This window comes from Tissierella pigra (assembly GCF_009695605.1).
GTDB classification, from domain to species: Bacteria; Bacillota; Clostridia; order Tissierellales; family Tissierellaceae; genus Tissierella; species Tissierella pigra.
The window spans coordinates 15,864-40,023 of sequence record NZ_VUNQ01000025.1 but is presented as its reverse complement, the minus strand read 5'-3'; the positions used below and the strand labels follow the sequence as shown (position 1 = coordinate 40,023).

Sequence of the window (24,160 nt, the reverse complement as noted above, 5' to 3'; positions counted from 1 at the left end):
CTACATAGCATTGGTAATTGATTTAGACCATCTGCCTGTCATAAATAAAGATGCAACTAAAACTAAAGAATAGAGCATAGCTTCTAATAAAAGTGGTGTTAATTCTGTCCCTCCGACTGAAACAGTATTAGTTATAATAACATTGTACATTCCTAATACTATAAATATTATTACACCTTGAATTGATACAGCTGCAAAGGATTTTAAAAAGTTTTTTGCTACTACTGATAGTTCAGTATTTGGTAATGTAGCCAAAGGTAAAGGAGCTATGGCCAAGTGAATATATATTTCAAACATCCTTCCTATCATAATCACTTGAACAATAATTATGGAAAATTTATATATTATCCATATTATTAATACCTGTGCAGCTACTAATGTTTGTTGAAGAATTTTTAACTCATCTATCTCATTTCTTATTGTTTGAAAATCTGGTGAACCTAATGAACCACTTCCACTAAAAATGCTACTAATACTACCTATTATTTCTGTGGATATAGCATATATTGCACTCATTATTAGAGGAGTTGAATCTATTACTAATTTTATCAACACAATTTTAAACATAGTTCTAAATACTATTTCAAATCCAAAATGATTCATTCCCTCTGTTCTAATAGTAATATTATAAATTTCAAGCATAAATAACAAACCTAAAAGAATATAGGCAATAGGCATTACAGCATTATCCATAATAGACATTACTCCATTATATAGAGCTGAATTATATGTTTCAGGAGTTGCTAATAAATCCATCTTATTTATACCAGTAGATCCTACACCTGATAATATACTTTCTATCATATCCATTATAAAATCAGTAATAATAATCACCTCTTTTCTACATGGTCATGGGATAATTATGGAGCAACTACACTACTGAATAATGCAGCTGCTGCAATTATTAATCCCCCACCTACTATTTGCCATATACCAGATTGTAAGGCAGGTCCATTTTTATCCTTTAATCCTCCTGCTAAAACAACAGCACCCCAAACTAGCCATAGGCCACCACCAATAATAGCAAATCTAGTTATTAAAGTTAAAACTTGATTTAATAAATCCATGAATATTCCCCTTTCTTTTTTAAGTTAAATTTCTCCTATTATTTCTACTTCTTTTACATCTCTAAAAAAGTTTTCAGACTTTCTAATTAATGGATCCTTAATTCTATAAATATTTTTTTCATCATAATCTGATAATTCTTTATAGTTTTTGTGTTTTGTTATATCGTATTTTTTTGATAAGAATGGCTCTACCCCCCTTATACTTAAAATACATTCATCTGTTTTTAGCAAACCTACCTCTGATGATGTTATCAACTCCCTTCCAAGTACCTGTTCATTAATAGAAAAACTTCCAGTTTGACCCTTACTTTGATTGGTTGTCCTTAAATCTATGGTAGTCTTACCAATCATCTTAGATATATATTCTAAAGTGGATTGCTCTTTTCCACCTAAAAATAACAAGGTATCACAGTTACCAGTTATGGTTTCCCAGGTGTCCTTATATAAAGATTTAAGCTGAGCAATATTTTGCAAAATTACACTTACAGATACTTCTCTACTTCTCATGGTAGCTATATAGGTTTCAAAATTAGGAATCTGCCCTATATTTGCAAATTCATCTAGTAAAAATCTTACATGAAAAGGTAATCTTCCACCGTATTCCTTCTCTGCTTTTAAAAACAAGGTATCAAATAACTGCTGATACATTATTGCTGATATAAAATTAAAGGTTTTATCAGTATCTGGAAGAATTACAAATAAAGCTGTTTTCTCATCTCCTAAAGTATCCATTTCTAAGGTATCTTCTGATAAAAGTTCTGTAACTGCTGGAATATTAAAAGCTGATAGCCTAACTCCTACTGATACTAAAATACTCTTTGATGTTTTTCCTGCCCCTAATTTAAATAAATCGTATTGTTTAGAAGCAAAGTTATTTGGATTTTCTTCTTTTAGATCTTCAAACAATAAATCAAGTGGAGATTTAAAATCCTCATTATCTTCCCTTACTTCTGCCAGTCTTAAGAGTTCCATTACTGAACCAATATGCTTGTCCTCTTCTCTAGTTTCAAAAAGAATATATGAAAAAAGGGCTTGTAGAAGTGCTGTTTCGGCTTTCTCCCAGAAGTCCCCAGATGTCTTTGAATATGGTGAATTAGTATTAGTAATAAGATTATTTACTAATTTTAAAACATCCTTTTCATCCCTTAAGTATGAAAAGAAATTATATTTATCACTTTTATCCATATCTATTAAATTAAAAATCTTAATCTTATACCCTGCATCCTCTAGCATTTTTCCTGTTTCTTTAATCAGTGAACCTTTAGGATCCGTAATTACATAAGAAGTATGTTTTTGCATTAAATTAGGTTTAACAAAAAACCTTGTTTTCCCAGAACCAGACCCTCCAATAACCAATACATTATTATTTCTTAAGGTATTCCTAGTATCTAAAGATAGGCCTTCAGTCTTTGTAAGGATGATATTTTTCTCTTCTATTTTATCAATAAAAGGTTTTATATCCTTTTCTGTTCCCCACTTAGCTGAACCATGTTCCGTTCCAACTAAATAATTATTCCTTCCAAAGGTATTATAAAGATAAATTAAAGATATTATCATAATTCCTATAATCCCTGAAATAATAGAATACTTATCTAAATAAATTTTAAAAAAGTTAATTTTAATTTCATTAGGTAATTTGTCTATTGTTAGAAGTATCTTTGATAGAAAGTTTTCGTCAAGGTTTAAAAAACTCTGATAAAGACCTGCTGATCTATTGAAAATATAAAAGGCGAAAAAAGATATAATTAAACTGAAAATAAGTTTACTCCTATTACTTTTCATAATCTATCTCCCTTCAATATCACGAGTTAGATTCTTTTCTTTAATATCCTTATTTATCTCTTTTGATTTTTCCTTATATTTTAATATTATGTCTTTAATATTCATTTTTTTGTTTTGCGAAAATTCTTTTGATGTGTAATTCTTTAGGGCAAGTTCTATGGATGAAATGTCTTTGGCTTTGAAAAAAACCTTATAAGTGTCTTTTTGTGATACGTCTTTTTTTATAGCATAATCTACCCCATACCTTTTTAATTCCTTCTCCATTCCCTTAAGATCTTTAGAATATAAAGGAATATCCTTAAGCTGTAGATTTTGTTTATTTAATTCTCTTAAACTCATTCTTCCTCTTAAAGAATTACTGGTAGAATTTAAATAATATTTCATAGCAGCTTCAATAATATTTAAAGTTCCCTGGACTCCAGTAACAGATATGTAAATAGTTTTTTTGCTCAACTCATCAGAAAACATAACAGATCCCTCCTTGTATTTAACCTACAATTTATATATTTGTAAGATAATACTTCAATTTAAAATTTATCTAAATGATTTTTAGGCATCAACTTTTGATGAAATTAGCAATAATTTATTTTTTTTAAAAATATTTTTATTTATTTTATTTACATAAATATACCCATTAATATAAAATTTATTGACATAATTAAAAAATATTATATACTTATAATTAATAAATTAAATAATTTTATAATTAAATAATGTTAGTGTTTTAAAATTATTTTTTAAATCACAGATTTCCAACATTTATTACCAATTACTTGAAATCAATAAATTAATACAGTATATAATATATAAATTAAATAATATTAATTATAATAAATTAAATAACTATAATTATTAGGCAAAAATTAAAAAAAGAATAGCCTTCCAAAAAGGAAGACTACTCTAAAATTAGCATATTGCTTATAAAATGTATAAGTGATACACTTTATTTAATAAAAAAAGTCCCCCGAGGATTTAAAAATATTGGCGTATTTTTAAATTCTTATAAAGGTAACCATTAGCCCCGATACCTAAATAAGTGAGAACTTATCTTTTATTATAGTTTTATTTAGTTATATAACTATAATATCATATTAAGATAAAATTTCAAGCCTATTTAGTATCTTTATATATACTAAATAGGCTATTTTTGTATATAGGCTAAGACAAAGGAAAAGGAGTGATCTTAGTAATGGAAAAATTCGTAAATTTATTAAAAGTTGAAGGAGTAAATTTTAAAGGTTTTGGAATTATACCAAAACTGATAATGTTTGATAGAAATATTTCTCTAGAGGCTAAAGCAATATATGCTTTCTTCGCCTCTCATGCTGGAAATGGGACAAGTTCCTTTCCAGGCAGGGATTATATCCTTGAAAGCTTAAAAATCTCAAAAAACGCCTATTATGTCCATTACAATCAATTATTAGAGCATGGATATATTAAAGTCGAAAAAAATAAAACAGAAGATGGATACTTTGCTAAAAATGTTTATATTTTAGTTTCAAATCCACCTAATATTAGTGATGTTATTGATAATTTTAATATAACTAATGAAAGAGTACGATTTTCAGGAATTAAATCACTGGGCTATGGGATGATTCCAAAAGCTGTGCTTATGGATCAAAGGCTTAGCGTTAAGGCAAAAGGTATATATGCTTACTTTGCTTCTTATACAGGAAGTGGTAATTCATCATTTCCAAAGAAACAAAATATATTATTTCATTTAGGAATAAATGAAAGTACTTATTATGTTCACTATAGACAATTAATTGACTGTAATTATTTAACAACAAAACAAAGAAAAGTTAATGGAAGCTTTTCTGTAAATGATTACTTTTTAGTAGATAACCCAGATGAATTACTTGTAGAGGATAAAAAAAATAAAGAAACAGTTAAAGATGAAAATATAAAAGAAAACAGTAATCATAACTTAGAAACACCGAACCCTAAAAATAAGGACATGGATGGAATTGTTGCAAATACTGACTTGTTGTCGAACCCTAAAAATTGCGACATGGATAAAAATATAGAAATAAAAATACCGAACCCTAAATTCTGTGACATGGATGAAGAAGACACGGAAAATAAGCACATGGAGAATACGGACGCTAATAGTAACAGTTTTAATAGTAACAGTTTTAATATAATCATTCCTTCCTTCAATAAAAACAAGGATGAAGAAAATGAAGGAAAGAACGAAATAGAAATAACTACAGAAGAAATTGAAAAAGATATTAAAGAAAGTAATGGTATACCCTATAAATATGCTAAAGATGAAAATCTTATGAGAAAAACATTAAGACATTTAACTCAATATGAATATTACAAAAATATTTATACAGAAGATACTCAGCAAAATATTTATAATACATCTATTGAATGTTTAGTTGATATGCTTACAAATAGGGATTATACATATTACAAAGGTAGCAAATTAAGCTATTCAAAGATTCTTGATATGCTTAATAATATAATAGAGCCAGAAAATATACTTTCTTTAACTTATTTTATGGAATCTTTTGTCGAAAAATATATTCAGATATCAGAAGGGTATGAAATTTTATCTTATGAAAATCATTTAAAGTCTTGTATGATTCAGTATCTTAAAGATTATAAGATTGAGTTTGCAGTAAATCTAAATAGGATGATAAAAGATATTTAAAAGATAGTATTTAAAGGGGATGATAGGGTTGGAAAATAGTATAGAGTGTAGGTTGTCTTTTAGTGATGAAAGACTAGCAAAAGAAACAATAGAATATTTAATGAATACAGGTATTGGCCATGATAAATATAAAGATGATAATATTAACTATTATAAATTAGATGATATATATATTATTGAATTCAAAGAAAAACCCTTTATTTTCAAAATGCTAGAATATAATAATTTTACTGATAATAAAGGATCTATCGATATATCACACATAGGTGATATAGGAATATCTTTTTATATAGCAGGTCCAGATATGGGAGATGGGTGTATTTTAGTACCTATGAGCAATATAAATTGTATTCATACAATAAAAAATGAACAAATTGATGAATATACAAGATGGAGGAACAAAGAATAAATTTATATTTAATTAAAAAGATAATTATTAAAAAGATTATAATTTAATAATATTATAATTAATAAATTGAACAACTAATGAATATTATAATTTTAATTATAGCTAAGTGAGAATATGACTCGTACTTCTGAAATTAGTAGTTTATTTGTTCCGTAGCTAAAAAAGTTGCAAGCACATATTTCGTCTCGTTGAAACTTTATTATAATAAAAAAGTATAACTCCATCTTTATAGATACAAAGTTATACTCAGAGTAATATTTTATAGAAAATAAAAGCCTTGGCTCACACGGAACACAAGGTCAATCTGCTAATTATATTATATATTAGATTATTTTCTTTAACAAGAAGATTTATAATTCCAGAATAAAAGTACTATAGGGAATGAAATCATACTAATTCTAATTCCTTATGGTAATTACAAAGGGAAGAAAATTTATATTTCTTATCTTTTGTGGTACGATTTTTTAAAAATGACTTCTCATAACCTTTAATATAGTCAATAACTTGTGATTGTATGGTATTAATACTTTGAATTATTAACTTTTCCTGTGAGCGTGGAATTATGTTATGAGGAGGAAATTCTATATAACTTATGTCATTTATTATTAATATTTTCCTATAATCTAAGCCTGCATTAGGTCTTTTTTCACCTGGTATAGGAAAGCCTATTGTTCCTATAGAGCGAGTTAAGTCAATTTCACTTCTTAATGGAATAAAGATATTGTTATTTTTATATTGAATATTTAAGAAAAAATAAATTCTGTTAGATTCATCTTTTTTATGAGACTTTAATATTTCTTTTAATTCAGGATAATCTTCAAAATATTCGTTTTTAATGAAAACAAGTTTATAATTGGATATAGACAAGCTGCCACCTCCTTGATTTTTACTCAGTAGATATGATGTTTTTACTATTCATTATTGCTTTAGGATAATATGTGAAATCTGTTGTTTCATCTAATTCATTTAGGATAGAGAATAATTTCTTCTTATCAAATAAATCAAACTTTGTATTTACAACAATTCCTTTTATTGAAAAGTTATCTAGTAAATCATTATTGTATACATTATCAAAAATAAATATAGGGGTAGATTCACTCATATATTTTTCTTCTATTGAACCTTCAAATTGATTATAATTTTCAAGATTGAAAATCATATATGTCTTTTTTACATATTTTTCAGAGCTATTGAAATCATATTCCTTAGATAGTTCAATTGAAAGTAAATTTAGAGGTTTATTATATTTATCTGTATCAGATGAATCTAGGTTTTTTCTCCATTGAAAAAAATGGTATATTTGATTTATTTCACCCATAAATTTCTTTATATTTTCATTTTTAAGATAATCTGTCATAAAATTGCTAACACTTAAATCAGAAAATATAATTTGATCTGTATAGGGAATTAAAAAAGTAGTTTTACTGCTCTTATTTTCAGATGATCTATAAATTAAGCCTAACTTTTCTAATTCTGAATTCCAAGTATTAATACTTCTTGGGGTAGTAGCTAGTTTTTCTGATATTGTATCTATGGAATACCAGGATTCACCTGTTTCATTTTTAGCATTAAAACCATAAAATAAGTAAAGTTTTAAGGCACCTGTACTTAATTCAGGTAGAAAGTTAGAGAAATCTTTATATAGCATAAAGAAATTTTCATTTCTTTCCTTTAAATCTTTTCTCCATAGGTCGTGATAATCTTTTAAAAAATCAGACTCATTATTAGGAATATCTATTTTTTTCTTTAAATTAAATAGCATATATACCTCCTGAACTTATTTAATAAAATTATAATATCATAATGGAAGAGAAATTTAAAGTAATAATAAGATTATAATCATTCTTCTATAAGAAATTATATGTTAACATATATCAATAATTAATGAACACATGCTTGCAAATATATCATAAAGTAACGAAGAATATTTCATACTAACTATACTATAAAGAAACTATAAAAGAAACGATAACAATATTTAAAAGAGACTATAACATATACATAAAACATATGAATACTAACCATAAGGAAAAGTAAAAGAAAATTTTGGTATAGTAACAAAATATCTTCTATGGTATAATATATATGAAGTATATGTTTGAGGCGTTTATTGGAAGTGCCTGGCTAATAAAAAACCAAATATGTTTGAGGCGTTTATCAGAAGTGCCTGGCTAATAAAAAACTGAAGAAAGTGTTTGTAAACCCAGCTATTTCAAAATAGCTGGGTTTTTTTGAGTTTATAATGAATTACATAGAAATATAATAACTTTAATGATATAATTATAATAAATTAATAAATATTATTTTTTTATAATCCAATAATTAAATAATATTGAAATATAAAAATTAATAAATTAAACAAGGAGGGGGATAATATGAGTAAAATAATTGCAATATGTAACCAGAAGGGTGGAGTAGCAAAGACAACAACCACCTATAATATTGCTACTTTAAGTGCTATGAAAGGTTACAAAACACTAATGATTGATTTAGATAGCCAGGGGAGTTTAACTATTTCCACAGGTGCAGAGCCACTTGATTTTGAAATAAACATAGCTACTTTATTTGAAGAAATGATAAATAAGAAAAGTAAAAACATGGATGTTAGGAATGCTATTTATCCAGTAGAAGGAATTGAAAATCTTTACCTTATACCTTCAATAATAGATTTAGCAACTAAAGAAGCACTTTTAAATACAGTTACAGCTAAAGAATTAACCTTAAAGAGGATATTAGAAAAGGTAGTAGATGATTATGACTATATATTTATAGATTGTTCTCCATCGCTAGGTAATTTAACTATAAATGCCTTATCTGCATCAGATTATCTTATTATACCAACGGAAGCAGATTACTTATCTTACAGAGGATTAGGGGATCTTTTATCTGTAGTAGATGATATTAAGGAACTTATAAATAGTAAGTTAGAATTTCTAGGGGTAATAATTACAAAATATGAATCAAGACTTAAGGATGCTAATGAAGTTTTAGAACATTTACAAAGCAAGTATAATCTACTTGGAATTGTTAAGAAGAGTGTATCTATTAAGGATGGAATATACGCAGGATTACCTTTAGTAGTAAGTCCTAAAAATGAAATAGCAAAAGAAATAAAAGAAGAATATGAAAAAGTATTTAATTATATAGAAAATTATTAGAAGGAGTGAAATTTAATGAGTAAGTTAGCAGATAGAGAAAACAAAAGAAAAAGTGTTGTAAGTGATATAGTAAGTGTCCAGGCAGAGGAAAAGAAAGAAGATAAAAAAGATATAATTCCAAGAACATTTTATATAGGAACAGACCATGTAAAAGCCCTTGCATTTGAAAAAGCTGAAACAGGAAAAGATCTTTCAGAAATAGTAAGAGAAGCCTTAGATGCTTATTTTGGTGAAAAAATGGAGAAATATAAATAGTTAATGTATATGGATTAAGTTAACCTTAAGTATTTAAAGTCTAAAGGAGTGGTGACATGAAATACGAAGAAGATTTAAATAAAACGAATTTTGTTATTGATGAAAGAAATTTTATAAATGCCATGACCCTTATAAAAGACATAATAGGTGAAGATTTTAATATTGAATTTAAAAATGATAATGACTTTGTAAGATTTATGAATTCTCCTGGTGATTTTATTGATAATGAAGATATGGTTAATAAAATAAAAGATTTAAAGGAGTTACTAGATATTATGGAGGATATTTATCATGTATAAACAAGATGAAAGTAAATTCATAGAATTATTTAGTAAATTAACAGGAGTATCTAAAGCTACACTTAAAAATTACTTGAAAGAATATAGTATCAATTCTATATTTGAGCATCCAGCATCCCTTACAACAAATGAAAGTCAGTTAAATAAGATTAAATCTATAAATGAAATGAATAATTTATATAATAATCTTTCTCAACATAAAGACATTTATAAAATAACAAGTCCACAGGATATAGGCAGTTATTTTCAAAATAGGTTTAATAATATTATGGATAGAGAATATTTATCAGTTGCCTTTTTAGATACTAAAAATCAAGTTATAGAGGCAAAGATAATATTTACAGGAACATTAAGTGCTTCATTGGTCCATCCAAGGGATATTATGAAGGAAGCCTTAATGTTAGATAGTAATAGTATCATAATATCTCACAATCACCCATCAGGGAATCCTCATCCATCAGTAGAGGATAGAGGTATTACAGCTAGACTGGTGGAAGCAGGGAGTGCCTTAGGGATTAAGGTACTAGATCATATAATAACAGGAAGAAATAGTTATTATTCTTTTAAAGAACATAATGAATCTGCATTGGTAAGTGAATTTGAAACATCCTATGGAAGCCTGGCTAAAGAAAGGACAAGCCTATCGGATAAGATAGATAGAGCTAAGGAAAAATCTAAAGAAGTAAATAAGGATAAAAAGCCTCAAGTAAAAATAGAATTAGAAAGAAATTAATAAATATTATAATTAAGTAATTTTAGAATTAATAAATACTGAGATTGATTTAAAGATAGAATGAATATGTTTCTTAGGGGGAAAAGATGAGATTACAAGAAAGGGATTATGAAGTAATATTAACAGAAGAGGAATATGAGGCATATGAAAGTGAATTAGCATATGAATTAAGGAAGGGAATTAAAAATAATCGAAATTTTCCAAGGTATTCCCACCCAGACAAAGAAATAAGAAAGTTTATTTGGCATAAGAGCTCTCTTTTTCCTAATAACTTTTTATACTTAGGAGAATATAAGGATTTAGACTTCGGGTTAGAGTCTAATAAATTTCATAACATAATATATACAGCGGAGAATGAATTAGATATTCAGAAATATATTAAACAAAATAAAAAGTGGTTTATACCAGGATCAATATTTTTGGATTATAATTTTGGACATCATGATGCATATCTCTTCCCAGAACAGCAACTGGGAAATAAGTATGCTGTTGATTATATGCTACTAGGAAAGAATTCAGATGGTTATAGTATTGTCTTGGTTGAATTTGAAAAGGCAAACACAGAGTATCTTATTACTACAGCTAATACAGAAAGTGAAAGTGTAAGAAAGGGCTTAACTCAAATACAAGATTGGAAAAGATGGATTGATAGTAATAGGGATTATTTCTTAAGAAACATAGGCCTTTTACAACAAGGGATTGATATTCCAGTATACAGAATATATTATTATTTAGTTGTTAGTAGAAGGGAATTTATGAATCAAACAGCATTAGATGTTCGGAGTCAAAGTATGTATGAAAAAATAAATACCAAAATTGTTACATTTGATAGATTAGTTGATAATATAAAAAAACTGGGAGAAAGACCTGCTTGGTAATTAAATAAATGGTATTAATAAAGGAATGATATGCCAAGGTGTAATGATACTTATAGTTAGAAAAAGGTTATACAAAACAAAAGTCAAAGGTAATTAATTATAAAAAGATTTTAAATAATTTATGCTAGTAATATTTTGAATTTTTAGGTTTTATAGCAAATAAATAAATAGACTTTGCTTGTAGAAAGAAAGTATTGGGAAACTTAAGCCAAGACTATAAATAATTAGACCATTACCCCTTAAAAGGCAGAGAACAGACTTTATGTTCCAATCTTTTTATCTGGAAAAACACCAGATAAAAAGGATTTCCACTGCAATCCTTAATGCAAAGTAATATAAATAGCACAATTAAATAAAAGAACATTTGATAGAACTTTTTATACAAATATAGAAGATAATAACATTAGAAAACAAAAAGAATGTTTTCTGATTTTATAAAGTATAAAAAGATATAAAGATTTAAAAAGTTAGATAGTAAATTTAAAATATATATAAAGAGTTGATGATATGAATTATTTATTTTGGAATACAAATAGAAATGATAATAATCATATATTGGAAGAATTGATAATAGATGGAGATTGTGATTTTGTAGGTTTAGCTGAATATAATAATGATTCAGGAGAATTAATAGAATTAAGAAAACGACTTTATGATAAAGGATTAATATATTATATAGTGCCAGATATAAATGATAATCGAATAAACATACTAAGTAGGTACGAAATATTACCAAACTACATATTTACAGATAGTAAATATTTTAGAATAGTTTCTATAAGTAATTCTAAAGGTGAAAAGATACTAATAGCTGTCGTTCATTTTCCAAGTAAGTTACATATAAAAGAATCTACTATGAATTCAATTTTGAGAAGTTTTAGAATGAAATTAGAAGATGCAGAACAAATTCTACAATTTGAGAGATTAAAGGAGCTTTTAGATAACATTATAAATATGGCAACTGACAAAGATATAAAAGATAAATTGAAAATATATAATAAATCAGATTTGAATATAGGAGATATAATAATTAAAATAGGAGATGTTTTAATTAAAGAAAAGAAACTATATCAATATTTTGAAATAAATAAAGCATATGTTTTGAACAGATATACATTAGTAATGGGAGACTTTAATATAAATCCTTTTGAAGATTCAATGGTAAATGCAGATACATTACATGCTTTGTCATCCAAAAATATAGCAAAAAAAATTCGTAGAATTGTTTATGAAGAATCTTATGATATGTTTTATAATCCAATGTGGAATAAGCTAGGGGATGAGAATGGAGATGGAACTTATTATTATAATTCATCGCAAATAACCAATTATTACTGGAATATTTTAGATCAGTTCATAGTAAGGCCAGAAATAGCAGATATAGTAAATGTAAATGATATAAAGATAATAACACAAGTAGGCAAATATATTTTAAAGAAAGACTCTGGTATACCAGATAAAGGGATAAGTGATCATTTTCCTTTATATTTTAAATTAGGAGGTGTATAGATGGGAAGTCTATGGGGAGATATCAAAAAAGAGGATAAGATTATAGTTCCAAATACTATCATAAAAGAACAAGATAAAATTTTAGGTGAAATAACTTCTGGATTAGTCAATGTAGAAATAAAAGAAATAAAGAATAAAAGATTAAAGGATGCTGAGTTTGCCTATGATGTAAGTTTAATAAGTTATAGAATGGAAAATTATAATTATCCAATTTTCAGAATTGAATATAATGTAAGTATATATCCTGTTAGAGTAATTTTAAATGTTAATATTCAAGATATAGATTTAGATCCTCTTTATCAGATAGGTAATAATGAACATGGTGAATATGTATTAGAAGCAACGGATAAAGAAAACTTCATAAGATTATTAGAAAATATATTAGCATCAAAACAAATGACTAATATTATAAGATCTATTATGGCATTGTCAGAACAAATTGGAAAAGAACCAGATTTTGAAATACCATTTTAAAACTTAATGATAAAAACAATGGAATTAAGATACATTTACTTAAAAGAGAGAAATGTTTTTCTTATAAAAAAGTTTTTCTCTCTTTTAAGTATTATAAAAACAAAACTCGCTTAAAAGATTTTTCAGGGGTATAATCTAAGTAAGATATTACAGAATTGCAAGCAGGGTATGTGTTCCCTCAACACATACAATTTTATAAAATCACCTCATGGTAATTTATAAAATTTAGCTTGTTGGGCTTCCACCCAAACCCGATTGGGGAGTATCCCCAAACCCCTGAAGAAAATTAAGGAACACAATAGCATAATCAAATAAAAATCAGATTTGATAGAGCTATTATGATTTTAAAATAACATTAAAGATAGAAAAAAGTTACTCAATTTTTCTATTCTTTAATGTTATCTAAAGACAAGGAGTGAAAGATTATGGCTAATAGAGCAAGGAAAAATGAATTAAAAGTCTATCTTTCAGATGAAGAGCAGGAGATAATAAATAAGAAAATTGAAGAAGCAGGAATAAAAAATAAGAGTGCATATGTAAGAAAAATGCTTTGTGATGGCCTAATAATAAATGTAGACTTATCAATAATTAAAGATCATAATAGTCAAATTAGTAAAATTGGAAACAACTTAAACCAAATAACAAAACAACTAAATGCACTTAATTATATTTCCCCAGAAGATGTAAAAAGAGTAGAGGAAATCACTAAAGAAATAAAAAAGATGCAAAGGGAAATTCTACTAAACTTTCAAGAAATAATATAGATTGAAAGGAGCTGAGATAAGTGGCAGTAACAAGATTATCTAAAATAAAATCCAGCACATCAAGTTCAACTAATAATACCTTAAAAGGTAGACTAGATTATATTATAAATAAAGATAAAACAAATAATGAAGAACTTGTTTCAGCTTTTGAATGTGAAGTAGACACTGCCTATTTAGAATTTGCCTTAAATAAAAATCTTTATGAAAATATTACAGGAAATGAAACCAAAAGAAATGGGGATGTTCTAGCCTATCATTTAAGACAGGCTTTTAAACCAGGTGAAGTAGAACCAGAATTGGCCCACGAAATAGGAATAAAACTTGCCAAAGAATTTACCAAAGAGAACCATCAATTTGTAATAGCCACCCATGTAGATAAGGCACATATACATAATCATATAATTTTTAATTCTACTAATTTAAATTCAGAAGGTAAATTTAAAGATGAGTGGAGATCTGCCAAGGATGTAAGAAAAATAAGTGATAGGCTATGTTTAGAAAATGATTTATCAGTAGTAGAACCTAAAAATGAAAGAGGACAACACTACAAAGAATGGGAAGAAAATCAAAAAGGCAAGAGCTGGAAACAGCAGATAAAAGATATACTGGATGAATCAATAGAAAAATCAAAGGATTATGATGAATTTTTAATGATAATTAAATCTAAAGGAATAGAAGTAAAGACAGGAAAACATATAGCTTTTAAATTAGAAAACTTAGGGCAACAAAGATTTACAAGGGGCAAGACTTTAGGATCTGATTATACTGAAGAACAACTTAAGCTTAGGATAGAAGAAAGAAGTAAAAACAAGTCCAGATTTAGAAGGACAAGCATAATGCCACAGAAAATCAAAGGAAATTTATCAGGTGTAAATAAGAAAGTTTATACCATAGAACAACAATTATATTTTAAAGCAAGGAATGAAAAATACAGGGATGTAAAAGACTTAGCAGAAACAATTCTTTTACTTAGAAATGAGAAGATAGACAGAAGAAGTGATATTGATTTAAGGATCAAAGAATTAAATACTATGGCTAGTAAGATCAATAAGGATATAAAGGAACTAGAAGATAATTCTAGATTCTTTAATGAAGTAGCCAAATATCTAAGCACCTATAATAAATATAAAGATTTATATGAAAAATATGAAGCTACAGTATTTAATAAAAAAAACTTCTATAGAAAAAATGAAGGAGAAATACTTTCCTTTGAACACGCAAAATCTCAGTTAGAAAAACTTAATATAGATTTAAACACTGATATAGAAAAGGTATTATTAACTTCAAAGGACTTTAATAGTGAAATAGAAAATATTAATAAAGACTTTAAAAACCTTCAAGACAGAGTAAATAAAATAAGAAATGCAGAAAGAAAGATAGATGAGATTTTAGGTAATAATAGTATAGTTAAAAAGGAAATAGAAAAGGATAGGGTAAGATAAAGAGGGGGATTTCTTTGGGTAAGACCATATATTTAGATATTAAAAAATCTAATATTTTAGCAATTTTTTTATTTGCTTTTACTTTAGTAATATTAATATACTTTAAAATAAGGCACCAAACAATGCTACTATATCACAAGATAGGAGTTAATATTATAGTCTATATTATTTTATCCATATTTGTTCATGAATTTCTGCATGGGTTAGGGTTTATAGTGTTTTGTAAAGCACCTTGGAAAAACATCAGGTTTGGATTTCATAAAAAATATAAAGTACCATATTGTTCCTGTAAGGATTTAAGGCATGGAAGAAATCAATTTATAGGGGTTATATTATTACCTACTATTATTAATGGAATTATTACTTTATTATTGCCTATTATAGCAACAATTTATTTTGGGCTTATGTAATGGCATTTGTTATTTCAGGAGGTGCAGGAGATATTTATATGGCATATGGGGTTTTAAAAGACCCTATAGGCTATAAATATATGGACCATCCAACAGAACCAGGATATATAGTATATGAAAATTAAGATATATAAACATAATTACTCGTAGGATTAAATCTTGCGGGTTTTTTATTTTAGGAAGTAAACAACAATAATCAGTAAACAACAATAATCATTTACATAATGAATGAAGTGTGATAAAATAGTATCGTTCGCATAATGAATAAATAAAAAGGAGAATTATATATGAAGTTTTTTAGCCCTACATCTGATTTAAAAGAATTGCTATTACTACAACATATTGAAAAAAATCCAAAAACATCACAACATGAAATAGCTAGAGAAATAGGTAGTGCGGCTTCAATGGTAAATGTCTATGTAAACAGGTTAGAAGAACAAGGATATTTAATTAGGGATTATCAGTCTTTAAAGATAGTTTATTATAATATCACTCCTGAAGGTATAAAAAGAAAGAACTACCTATCAATAACCTATTTTCATGAATTACTAGATTTATATCGTTTAGCAGAAAAAAACATAGAGAATTTTTTAGAAAAATTGGAAGGTAAAGGCTATAAAAATATTTTATTCTATGGTGCAGGAGAAGTAGCTGAAACGATTCTTTCCATAGTAAAAGGAAGAACTGACAAACCATTAAAGGTAATAGCACTAATAGATGATAATAAGGATAGAGAAAACAAGGAACTTTTAGGATATAAAATTATATCTAGAGAAGAAATAAAAGAATATAACCATGATGGCATTGTGATTACATCATATACATTTGAAAATGATATAAAAAATAAATTAGCAGAAATAGACTATCCAAAGGAACAAGTTGAATTGTTTTTTAGTGAGTAGAACAGTGTTTAGATAAAATATAATATTTTAAGGAGTAAAATTCGTGAAATTAAAAGAACTAATAGAAAAATTAGATGAGAACAAAATTATATATATAAATGGACAACAATATAAAGATAATATAGATCAAGCAATATTAGAAAAAGAAATAATAAAAATTGATATTAAGATAAAAGAAGAGTCAAAGAAAGACTTGGAAAGTCTAGGATATAGTTTTGAAGTAGGGATGTGATAAATATGTATATAAAAATTAAAAGAATAATGGACTTTATACTTTCTTTTATTGGGTTAATAGTCTTATCGCCTATATTTTTAATATTGATTATAGCCATAAAACTTGACTCGAAGGGACCAATTTTTTTCAAACAAAAAAGGGTTGGGATACATAAAACACATTTTAATATATTAAAATTCAGAACCATGAGAATAGATACTCCGAAAGATACACCAACACACCTACTGGAAAATCCAGAACAATGGATAACAAAGGTAGGCAATTTTTTGAGGAAGACAAGTCTAGATGAATTGCCACAGATAATAAACATCTTAAAGGGAGAGATGGCCATAGTAGGACCAAGACCAGCCCTATGGAATCAATATGACCTTTTAGATGAAAGAGATAAATATGGAGCAAATGATATATTACCAGGTTTAACAGGATGGGCACAAATAAATGGCAGGGACACCATAGAAATAGAGGACAAGGCTAGGTATGATGGCTATTATACAGAAAATATAGGACTAGCTTTAGATATAAAATGTTTCTTTGGAACAATAACATCAGTACTAAAGAGGGATGGCGTAATAGAAGGTGGAACTGGGAATAAATCTACAAAAGAAAATATAAAATAAAATTATTTTAAATAAGAATAAATGGTAGGGATAATATGAGTAGAAAAGATGAATTTGATTATTTGGGAACACAAAGGATGATAGAATTTACATCTCCAGCAGTTAAAATTGCTGAAAGATATAATGCTATATTAAAACCTATATCGGAAAATTTTATAAACAGACAATTAATTGATATAACTCAACCCATATTAGAAGTCCATAACCAATGGTGTAAAACATATGATTCTTTAGGAATTGGTACAATATTAGAATCTAAAAATAGAATAAATGAACTAATAAACTCATCTGCTACGCTTGGATTAAATAGTGCAATGCAAGAGATATTAAAACCTACTACATTATTACAAGGAACCATGAAGAGTATGTTAGAAGGGCTGAGCATTGGCTTTGATTATACCACAATAAAAACGCTACAAAATCTTTCTATTGATGTATCTAAAGTGCAAGAGGAAATACAAAAAAATCTAAATGTATTTAGAGGTATTGATTGGTCTGTAATTATAGAATTACAAGATTTGGAAGAATTTGATATAGATAACTCTATAGATGAAATAATTGTTGATATAGCTAATGGTATTAGTTTTCAGCAAAAAGTAGTTGAATTTGCTAATAAATTCAGGATTAAATATCCTATAATATTCTATTTTATATTAGTCTTTGTTTGGTCTCCTATTCAATCAGCAATTAATGATGAGGTTTTAAATGTAATAAAGGGAACAACAGAACCGATAGTTCAAGAAGTAAAAACAAGTAATTACAATAACATTGAAAAGAATATAAAAATTGAAGTAAATAATATAATTAATAAAAATATTGAATCTAATGAAGTTAAAGATGATATTTTAAAAATATTTAAATATGTTTCAACTGATAAGTTAGTTATTAGACAGAGAAATAGTATTAAATCAAAAGTAATTTATACTTTGGAGTTTGGACAAGTAGTTAAAGTTTTACATAAAAATAGGAATTGGACTTTGATTGAATATAAAAAAGATGAAAGTGAAAGTATAATTCAGGGTTGGGTGTTTACAAGATATCTTTCTAAATTTTAAAAATAGACTGTGATGCAAATTAAGGAGAGTATGTAGGATGAAGAAGGTTCTTATTACAGGATCCAATAGTTACATAGGGACAAGATTTAAGGAGTGGTTAACTAAGTATCCAGATGATTATAAAGTAGACTCTTTAAGTTTAAGAGATGATAGCTGGAACAATCAAGATTTGGGACAATATGACGTAGTTTATCATACTGTTGGAATAGCTCATATAAAAGAAACAAAAGAAAATAAAGACTTATATTTTAAGGTTAATAGAGATCTCACATATAAAATAGCAAAAAAAGCGAAAGAAGATGGAATAAAACAATTTATATTCTTAAGTACCATGAGTGTTTATGGATTAGAAACTGAAGTAATTGACGAAAATACACCACTTAAGCCCAATAATGCCTATGGTAAATCAAAACTAGAAGCAGAAGAATTAATCAAAACATTAGAAGATGGTAGCTTTAAGATAGCTATAATAAGGCCCCCAATGGTCTATGGAGAAGACTGTAAGGGAAACTATCAAAGGCTATCTAAACTTGCTAAGATAACACCAATTTTTCCTGAAATAGATAATAAAAGAAGTATGATTTACATAGATAATCTATCAGAATTTGTAAAGCTGCTTATAGATAATAGTAGTAACGGCTTATTCTGTCCGCAAAACAGCGAATATGTGAATACAAGTGAAATGGTTAGATTGATTGCTGAGGTGCATGGAAAGAAGATTGTAATGACTAAAATATTTAATCCAATATTAAAATTAGTGAAACTAAGTACTATAAATAAAGTGTTTGGTGATTTGATTTATGAAAAAGAAAATTCGAAGTATATTAGCAATTATAATACTTGTAATTTTAGACAATCTATAAATTATACTGAGATGGAGATTAAGGAATGAAAAAGGTATTATTTACAGCTACAATTGATGAACATATTTTAAGCTTTCATATTCCTTTTATTCAATTGTTTAAAAGTAAGGGATATGAGGTCCATGTTGCAAGTAAAGGAAACAAAATTATTCCTTTAATAGATAAAAAGTACAATGTAGATTTTGAACGTTCACCTTTTAAAATATCAAATATTACTGCATATACTCAACTTAAGAAGATCATTAATGAAAATAATTATGATTTAATACATTGTCATACTCCTATGGGGGCAACTTTAACAAGGATAGCTGCTAGAAAATCTAGATTAAGAGGTGCAAAAGTAATTTATACAGCTCATGGTTTTCATTTTTTAAAAGGAGCATCCCTTAAAAACTGGGTCATTTATTACCCTGTAGAAAAATGGTTATCCAGATATACAGATTGCTTAATTACAATTAATGAAGAAGATTATAATATCGCAATTAGCAAGAAATTTAAAGCTGAAAAAATTAAGCTCGTTAATGGTGTGGGTGTTGATTTAAATGAATTTCAAGCACAAACTATAGAAAAAAAATTACAAATGCGTAAAGAATATGGATACAAAGAAGAAGATATTATATTGTTCTATGCAGCTGAATTAAACCATAATAAACATCAAGATTTACTGATTAATGTAATTAAAGATTTAAAACAAAAGATACCAAATATAAAATTACTATTAGCGGGTAACGGAATATTAGAAAATCATTATAGGGAGCAGGCTAAAGAATTAGAGTTAAATTCTAATATAGAGTTTCTAGGTTTTCGTAGTGATATACCAAATTTATTAATGCTATCTGATATTGCAGTAGCATCATCAAGAAGAGAAGGGTTGCCAATTAATGTAATGGAAGCTATGGCAACAGGTCTTCCACTTGTAGTTACAAATGTAAGAGGGCATAGAGATTTAGTAATAGATGGGAAAAATGGATATGTAATTGAACAGGATAATGTAAAAGAATTTGCTAATTCTATAGATAAGATTTTTAGGGATAAAGCATTGAGAGATGAATTTTCAAGGAAAGGTGTTGAGTTAGTTCAAGATTATTCATTAGAGAATGTTCTTAAAGAGATGGTAGAAATATATAACGAAACATTAAATTATAATCAATAGCTTGGAGGATAAAATTATGAATTTATACGAAGAAATAAAAAATAAACAACGAAAAATATCAGTTATAGGCCTCGGTTATGTAGGTTTACCCTTAGCAGTATCTTTTTCCAAGGTTGTGGATGTAATAGGATTTGATATTTCTGCTGATAAGATAGAAAGCTATATACAAGGCAATGATGTAACAAAAGAGGTAGGGAATAAAGCTCTAAAAGAGACTACTGTTTATTTTACTTCTAAAGAGGAAGATTTAAAAGAAGCTAAATTCCATATAGTTGCAGTACCTACGCCAATAAATAATGATAAAACACCTAACTTAAACCCTGTAATAGGAGCTAGTAAGACATTAGGTAGGAATTTAACTCAGGGATCAATTGTAGTATATGAATCTACAGTATATCCAGGTGTAACAGAAGATATATGTATACCAATATTAGAAAAAGAGTCAGGCCTAAAATGTGGAGTAGATTTTAAAGTTGGTTATTCTCCAGAAAGAATAAACCCAGGTGATAAGGTAAATAGACTAGAAACTATTGTAAAAGTGGTATCTGGAATGGATGAAGAATCTCTTGATGTTATAGCGAAGGTATATGAATTAGTAGTACAAGCAGGAGTTCATAGAGCTGAAAGTATAAAAGTTGCAGAAGCTGCAAAAGTAATAGAAAATGCACAAAGAGATATTAATATAGCCTTTATGAATGAACTATCAATTATATTTAACAAATTAGATATAGACACTAAATCAATACTTGATGCAGCAAGAACAAAGTGGAATTTCTTAAACTTTACACCAGGACTTGTAGGGGGACATTGTATAGGGGTTGATCCATATTATTTGACCTACAAGGCTGAGGAAATAGGCTATCATTCCCAGATAATCTTAGCAGGAAGAAAAATTAATGACAACATGGGAAAATATGTAGCTGAAAATACAGTAAAACTAATGATAAAAGCTGATAAGCAAATAAAAGGTGCAAAAGTAGCCATACTGGGATTAACATTCAAAGAAAATTGCCCAGATGTTAGAAATACCAAGGTTATAGATATAATAAATGAACTCAGAGAATATGGGGTTGAAGCATTAGTACATGATCCACAAGCAGACAGGAAAGAAGTTATGGAACAATATAATATAGAATTAAAAAATGAAGCAGATATAAAAGATGTAGATGCTGTAATACTAGCAGTTCCACATGAGGAATATAAAACACTAAACTATACTAAAATTAAGGAACTTTATAATGGTAGATATGCTCATATAAATGGAAACACATTAACTTTAGATAAAGAATTTATCCATAAGGATGTACTTGTAGATATAAAGGGGCTTCTTGATAGGAAAGAAGCAGAAGAAAATGATTTGTTATATTGGAGGTTGTAATAATGGGATATGAAAACTTGAAGTTTCCAAAAGGGACTAAATTCTTGGTTACTGGTTCAGCAGGATTTATTGGTTCTAACCTTGTTGATGCAATATTAAAAATGGGATATAAAGTAAGAGGTCTTGATAACTATTCAACTGGTCTGAAAAGCAATGTAGATGAGTTTATAGGTAATTCTAACTATGAATTTATCGAGGGTGATATTAGAGACTTTGAGACATGCTTGAGGGCTTGTGACGGTATTGATTATGTTCTACATCAAGCAGCACTGGGATCTGTTCCTAGATCAATGCGAGAACCTTTAATATATGAAGATAACAATATCAAAGGAACTTCAAACATGATGGAAGCATCCAGATTAAAAGGTATAAAAAGGTTTGTATATGCATCTTCATCATCAATTTATGGGGATTCTCCAACTTTACCTAAAGTGGAAGGAGAAGAAGGTAATCTACTTTCACCATATGCTTTAACTAAAAGAGTAAATGAACAATATGGCAAATTATATACAGACATATATGGGCTTGGATGTATTGGTCTTAGATATTTTAATGTATTTGGAAGAAGACAAGATCCAGATTCACAATATGCGGCAGTTATACCTAAATTTATTAAATCTTTGAAAGCTAATGAGCAAGTAGAAATATATGGTGATGGGGAACAATCCAGAGATTTTACATATATTGAGAATGTAATAGAAGTAAATCTTAAAGCTTGTTTAGCATCAAAAGAAGCATGTGGACAAGGATATAATGTTGCCTATGGAGAGAGATTTACATTAAACCAGATGTATGATTTAATGTGTGAACAGTTAGAAATTAATCTTAAACCAAAATATGTGGCACCACGTGCTGGAGATATAAAACATAGTTTAGCTAATATATCCAAAGCAAAAACCCAACTATCATATGATCCAGATTGGAGTTTTAAGGATGGTTTTAATGAGGCAATAAATTGGTATAAAAAGAATTTATAAGACAAATGGGGATTAGATATGAAAAGAATCGTTCATATAATAACTGGCTTAGGTAGTGGTGGAGCAGAACATATGCTATATAAGCTACTGAAGTATTCAGATAACGAAAGATATTATCATGAGGTAATATCATTAATGGATGAAGGTGTCTATGGTAGTAAAATAGAAGGTTTAGGTATTAAATTACACTGTCTTAATTTAAATAGTTCAAATATAATTTCTTCTATATTGCGATCAAGAAAGATTGCCAAAAATTTTGACATTGTAGATACTTGGCTCTATCATGCAGATATACTTGGATTTATAATTGCGAAGATATTATTAAGAAAAAAGCTTATATGGAATGTAAGACATAGTAATTTAGACAAAGATGCAAATAAGTCAACTACTTTAAAAATTGTAAAAATTAACTCCATATTATCTAAGTATGTAAATTTAATTACATACAATTCAAATAAAGCATTAGAGAATCATATAAAATTTGGATATGTGGATAAAAACTCAGAAATAATACCTAATGGATTTGAATTAGATAAATTTAATTTTAGTTTAGAGGATAGATTAAGAGTTAGACAAGAATTAGGTTTAAAAGAAGATGGAAAACCAATTATTACTGTAGGTAGATGGGATATACAAAAGGATTACTATACATTATTGAGAGCATTAAATGAATTAAATAATCATAATACAAAATTTAAAATGATTATGGTTGGAAGTGATTTAGACTATTCAAATGTTGAACTAGTGGAATTGATAGATAAATATAATTTGAAAGATAATATGATATTGTTAGGAAGACGTGATGATGTACCAGCATTGTTATCAGCTGCGGATATATATGTTTCATCTTCTTTGGGCGAAAGCTTTTCTAATGCAATTGGAGAAGCAATGGCGTGTGAGATGCCATGTGTGGTTACTGATGTAGGTGATTCAAAATTAATGGTTGGAGATACAGGAAAAGTAGTTCAAGCAGGTGATTATATGGAGATGTCGAAAGAATTATTTTATTATATTAATAACACTGTTTTAGAAAGAAATATAGATGCTAGAAATAGAGTTATAGAAAATTATGGTATAGAGAAAATTACTAAATTATTTGAAGATATTTGGTGTGATTTGGTATACTAGAAAGGAATTAAGA

General features: G+C 27.4%; 28 protein-coding genes. 22 read left to right on the top strand and 6 right to left on the bottom strand.

Features of this window, described 5'->3' with window-relative positions; translation table 11 throughout:
* Genes FYJ83_RS11920 through FYJ83_RS11905 form a run of 4 tightly spaced genes read right to left on the bottom strand, consistent with a single transcriptional unit; the run spans position 1 to position 3,317 of the window.
* Positions 1-834: a VirB6/TrbL-like conjugal transfer protein, CD1112 family gene (locus tag FYJ83_RS11920; RefSeq protein WP_154440805.1), complete on the bottom strand. Its 834-nt coding sequence runs from the start codon at positions 832-834 to the stop codon at positions 1-3.
* A gap of 26 nt (positions 835-860) precedes the next feature.
* Positions 861-1,067, bottom strand: a complete 207-nt coding sequence (locus tag FYJ83_RS11915; RefSeq protein ID WP_154440804.1) for a hypothetical protein — start codon at positions 1,065-1,067, stop codon at positions 861-863.
* Between the two features lie 24 nt (positions 1,068-1,091).
* Positions 1,092-2,849 carry a VirD4-like conjugal transfer protein, CD1115 family gene (locus tag FYJ83_RS11910; protein ID WP_154440803.1) on the bottom strand — a complete coding sequence of 586 codons (1,758 nt, stop codon included), beginning with the start codon at positions 2,847-2,849 and terminating at the stop codon, positions 1,092-1,094.
* Positions 2,850-2,852: 3 nt separating this feature from the next.
* The gene (locus FYJ83_RS11905) at positions 2,853-3,317 is read right to left on the bottom strand and encodes a PcfB family protein (protein ID WP_154440802.1); all 465 of its coding nucleotides are present in this window, start codon (positions 3,315-3,317) and stop codon (positions 2,853-2,855) included.
* Between the two features lie 721 nt (positions 3,318-4,038).
* Between FYJ83_RS11905 and FYJ83_RS11900 the strand changes: the two genes are divergently transcribed.
* Together FYJ83_RS11900 and FYJ83_RS11895 are read left to right on the top strand one after the other, a co-directional pair.
* Complete coding sequence (locus tag FYJ83_RS11900; protein ID WP_154440801.1) at positions 4,039-5,508, top strand: helix-turn-helix domain-containing protein; 1,470 nt, start codon at positions 4,039-4,041, stop codon at positions 5,506-5,508.
* 28 nt (positions 5,509-5,536) lie between these two features.
* Entirely contained in the window at positions 5,537-5,917 is a 381-nt protein-coding gene (locus FYJ83_RS11895) for a hypothetical protein (RefSeq protein WP_154440800.1), read from the top strand.
* Between the two features lie 387 nt (positions 5,918-6,304).
* Here the strand turns inward: FYJ83_RS11895 and FYJ83_RS11890 are convergent, their stop codons facing one another.
* On the bottom strand, positions 6,305-6,784 hold the full coding sequence (locus FYJ83_RS11890; protein WP_154440799.1) for a hypothetical protein: 480 nt from the start codon (positions 6,782-6,784) through the stop codon (positions 6,305-6,307).
* 19 nt (positions 6,785-6,803) lie between these two features.
* Positions 6,804-7,679 carry a helix-turn-helix domain-containing protein gene (locus tag FYJ83_RS11885; RefSeq protein WP_154440798.1) on the bottom strand — a complete coding sequence of 292 codons (876 nt, stop codon included), beginning with the start codon at positions 7,677-7,679 and terminating at the stop codon, positions 6,804-6,806.
* A 613-nt stretch (positions 7,680-8,292) separates the two neighbouring features.
* On the opposite strand from FYJ83_RS11885, the gene FYJ83_RS11880 reads away from it, so the two are divergent.
* The 20 genes from FYJ83_RS11880 (at position 8,293) to FYJ83_RS11790 (ending at position 24,147) form a co-directional block, all read left to right on the top strand.
* Complete coding sequence (locus FYJ83_RS11880; RefSeq protein WP_154440797.1) at positions 8,293-9,075, top strand: ParA family protein; 783 nt, start codon at positions 8,293-8,295, stop codon at positions 9,073-9,075.
* A 15-nt stretch (positions 9,076-9,090) separates the two neighbouring features.
* Positions 9,091-9,330: a hypothetical protein gene (locus tag FYJ83_RS11875; RefSeq protein WP_154440796.1), complete on the top strand. Its 240-nt coding sequence runs from the start codon at positions 9,091-9,093 to the stop codon at positions 9,328-9,330.
* A gap of 56 nt (positions 9,331-9,386) precedes the next feature.
* A complete protein-coding gene (locus FYJ83_RS11870) occupies positions 9,387-9,629 on the top strand; it encodes a hypothetical protein (RefSeq protein WP_154440795.1) in 243 nt (80 codons plus the stop codon).
* A complete protein-coding gene (locus FYJ83_RS11865) occupies positions 9,622-10,362 on the top strand; it encodes a JAB domain-containing protein (RefSeq protein WP_154440794.1) in 741 nt (246 codons plus the stop codon). Before FYJ83_RS11870 ends, FYJ83_RS11865 begins: the two co-directional genes overlap by 8 nt.
* 86 nt (positions 10,363-10,448) lie before the next feature.
* Positions 10,449-11,240, top strand: a complete 792-nt coding sequence (locus FYJ83_RS11860) for a Shedu anti-phage system protein SduA domain-containing protein (protein ID WP_154440793.1) — start codon at positions 10,449-10,451, stop codon at positions 11,238-11,240.
* A 507-nt stretch (positions 11,241-11,747) separates the two neighbouring features.
* On the top strand, positions 11,748-12,749 hold the full coding sequence (locus FYJ83_RS11855) for an endonuclease/exonuclease/phosphatase family protein (RefSeq protein WP_154440792.1): 1,002 nt from the start codon (positions 11,748-11,750) through the stop codon (positions 12,747-12,749).
* Positions 12,750-13,223: a hypothetical protein gene (locus tag FYJ83_RS11850; protein WP_154440791.1), complete on the top strand. Its 474-nt coding sequence runs from the start codon at positions 12,750-12,752 to the stop codon at positions 13,221-13,223.
* Between the two features lie 425 nt (positions 13,224-13,648).
* Entirely contained in the window at positions 13,649-13,987 is a 339-nt protein-coding gene (locus tag FYJ83_RS11845; protein ID WP_154440790.1) for a plasmid mobilization protein, read from the top strand.
* Between the two features lie 20 nt (positions 13,988-14,007).
* Positions 14,008-15,429: a relaxase/mobilization nuclease domain-containing protein gene (locus tag FYJ83_RS11840; protein WP_154440789.1), complete on the top strand. Its 1,422-nt coding sequence runs from the start codon at positions 14,008-14,010 to the stop codon at positions 15,427-15,429.
* 14 nt (positions 15,430-15,443) lie between these two features.
* Positions 15,444-15,839, top strand: a complete 396-nt coding sequence (locus tag FYJ83_RS11835) for a DUF3267 domain-containing protein (protein ID WP_154440788.1) — start codon at positions 15,444-15,446, stop codon at positions 15,837-15,839.
* Entirely contained in the window at positions 15,839-15,964 is a 126-nt protein-coding gene (locus tag FYJ83_RS20305) for a hypothetical protein (RefSeq protein ID WP_268233522.1), read from the top strand. Before FYJ83_RS11835 ends, FYJ83_RS20305 begins: the two co-directional genes overlap by 1 nt.
* A 162-nt stretch (positions 15,965-16,126) precedes the next feature.
* Positions 16,127-16,741, top strand: a complete 615-nt coding sequence (locus FYJ83_RS11830; RefSeq protein ID WP_154440787.1) for a winged helix-turn-helix transcriptional regulator — start codon at positions 16,127-16,129, stop codon at positions 16,739-16,741.
* A gap of 43 nt (positions 16,742-16,784) precedes the next feature.
* A complete protein-coding gene (locus FYJ83_RS11825; RefSeq protein WP_154440786.1) occupies positions 16,785-16,973 on the top strand; it encodes a hypothetical protein in 189 nt (62 codons plus the stop codon).
* A gap of 5 nt (positions 16,974-16,978) precedes the next feature.
* Positions 16,979-17,593 carry a sugar transferase gene (locus FYJ83_RS11820; protein WP_154440785.1) on the top strand — a complete coding sequence of 205 codons (615 nt, stop codon included), beginning with the start codon at positions 16,979-16,981 and terminating at the stop codon, positions 17,591-17,593.
* A gap of 35 nt (positions 17,594-17,628) precedes the next feature.
* Entirely contained in the window at positions 17,629-18,648 is a 1,020-nt protein-coding gene (locus FYJ83_RS11815; RefSeq protein ID WP_154440784.1) for an SH3 domain-containing protein, read from the top strand.
* Positions 18,649-18,685: 37 nt separating this feature from the next.
* Positions 18,686-19,540, top strand: a complete 855-nt coding sequence (locus FYJ83_RS11810; protein ID WP_154440783.1) for an NAD-dependent epimerase/dehydratase family protein — start codon at positions 18,686-18,688, stop codon at positions 19,538-19,540.
* Entirely contained in the window at positions 19,537-20,664 is a 1,128-nt protein-coding gene (locus tag FYJ83_RS11805; protein ID WP_154440782.1) for a glycosyltransferase family 4 protein, read from the top strand. Before FYJ83_RS11810 ends, FYJ83_RS11805 begins: the two co-directional genes overlap by 4 nt.
* A gap of 16 nt (positions 20,665-20,680) precedes the next feature.
* The gene (locus tag FYJ83_RS11800; RefSeq protein ID WP_154440781.1) at positions 20,681-22,042 is read left to right on the top strand and encodes a nucleotide sugar dehydrogenase; all 1,362 of its coding nucleotides are present in this window, start codon (positions 20,681-20,683) and stop codon (positions 22,040-22,042) included.
* A gap of 2 nt (positions 22,043-22,044) precedes the next feature.
* The gene (locus FYJ83_RS11795) at positions 22,045-23,019 is read left to right on the top strand and encodes an SDR family oxidoreductase (RefSeq protein ID WP_154440780.1); all 975 of its coding nucleotides are present in this window, start codon (positions 22,045-22,047) and stop codon (positions 23,017-23,019) included.
* Between the two features lie 18 nt (positions 23,020-23,037).
* Positions 23,038-24,147 carry a glycosyltransferase gene (locus FYJ83_RS11790; RefSeq protein ID WP_154440779.1) on the top strand — a complete coding sequence of 370 codons (1,110 nt, stop codon included), beginning with the start codon at positions 23,038-23,040 and terminating at the stop codon, positions 24,145-24,147.
* The last annotated feature ends 13 nt before the right edge of the window (positions 24,148-24,160 follow it).

Bases quoted from the DNA above. Each gene is read 5' to 3' on its own strand.
- FYJ83_RS11915 (WP_154440804.1), bottom strand. From the start codon at position 1,067: ATGGATTTATTAAATCAAGTTTTAACTTTAATAACTAGATTTGCTATT.
- FYJ83_RS11910 (WP_154440803.1), bottom strand. From the start codon at position 2,849: ATGAAAAGTAATAGGAGTAAACTTATTTTCAGTTTAATTATATCTTTT.
- FYJ83_RS11905 (WP_154440802.1), bottom strand. From the start codon at position 3,317: ATGTTTTCTGATGAGTTGAGCAAAAAAACTATTTACATATCTGTTACT.
- FYJ83_RS11900 (WP_154440801.1), top strand. From the start codon at position 4,039: ATGGAAAAATTCGTAAATTTATTAAAAGTTGAAGGAGTAAATTTTAAA.
- FYJ83_RS11885 (WP_154440798.1), bottom strand. From the start codon at position 7,679: ATGCTATTTAATTTAAAGAAAAAAATAGATATTCCTAATAATGAGTCT.
- FYJ83_RS11880 (WP_154440797.1), top strand. From the start codon at position 8,293: ATGAGTAAAATAATTGCAATATGTAACCAGAAGGGTGGAGTAGCAAAG.
- FYJ83_RS11875 (WP_154440796.1), top strand. From the start codon at position 9,091: ATGAGTAAGTTAGCAGATAGAGAAAACAAAAGAAAAAGTGTTGTAAGT.
- FYJ83_RS11870 (WP_154440795.1), top strand. From the start codon at position 9,387: ATGAAATACGAAGAAGATTTAAATAAAACGAATTTTGTTATTGATGAA.
- FYJ83_RS11865 (WP_154440794.1), top strand. From the start codon at position 9,622: ATGTATAAACAAGATGAAAGTAAATTCATAGAATTATTTAGTAAATTA.
- FYJ83_RS11860 (WP_154440793.1), top strand. From the start codon at position 10,449: ATGAGATTACAAGAAAGGGATTATGAAGTAATATTAACAGAAGAGGAA.
- FYJ83_RS11855 (WP_154440792.1), top strand. From the start codon at position 11,748: ATGAATTATTTATTTTGGAATACAAATAGAAATGATAATAATCATATA.
- FYJ83_RS11850 (WP_154440791.1), top strand. From the start codon at position 12,750: ATGGGAAGTCTATGGGGAGATATCAAAAAAGAGGATAAGATTATAGTT.
- FYJ83_RS11845 (WP_154440790.1), top strand. From the start codon at position 13,649: ATGGCTAATAGAGCAAGGAAAAATGAATTAAAAGTCTATCTTTCAGAT.
- FYJ83_RS20305 (WP_268233522.1), top strand. From the start codon at position 15,839: ATGGCATTTGTTATTTCAGGAGGTGCAGGAGATATTTATATGGCATAT.
- FYJ83_RS11830 (WP_154440787.1), top strand. From the start codon at position 16,127: ATGAAGTTTTTTAGCCCTACATCTGATTTAAAAGAATTGCTATTACTA.
- FYJ83_RS11820 (WP_154440785.1), top strand. From the start codon at position 16,979: ATGTATATAAAAATTAAAAGAATAATGGACTTTATACTTTCTTTTATT.
- FYJ83_RS11815 (WP_154440784.1), top strand. From the start codon at position 17,629: ATGAGTAGAAAAGATGAATTTGATTATTTGGGAACACAAAGGATGATA.
- FYJ83_RS11810 (WP_154440783.1), top strand. From the start codon at position 18,686: ATGAAGAAGGTTCTTATTACAGGATCCAATAGTTACATAGGGACAAGA.
- FYJ83_RS11805 (WP_154440782.1), top strand. From the start codon at position 19,537: ATGAAAAAGGTATTATTTACAGCTACAATTGATGAACATATTTTAAGC.
- FYJ83_RS11800 (WP_154440781.1), top strand. From the start codon at position 20,681: ATGAATTTATACGAAGAAATAAAAAATAAACAACGAAAAATATCAGTT.
- FYJ83_RS11795 (WP_154440780.1), top strand. From the start codon at position 22,045: ATGGGATATGAAAACTTGAAGTTTCCAAAAGGGACTAAATTCTTGGTT.
- FYJ83_RS11790 (WP_154440779.1), top strand. From the start codon at position 23,038: ATGAAAAGAATCGTTCATATAATAACTGGCTTAGGTAGTGGTGGAGCA.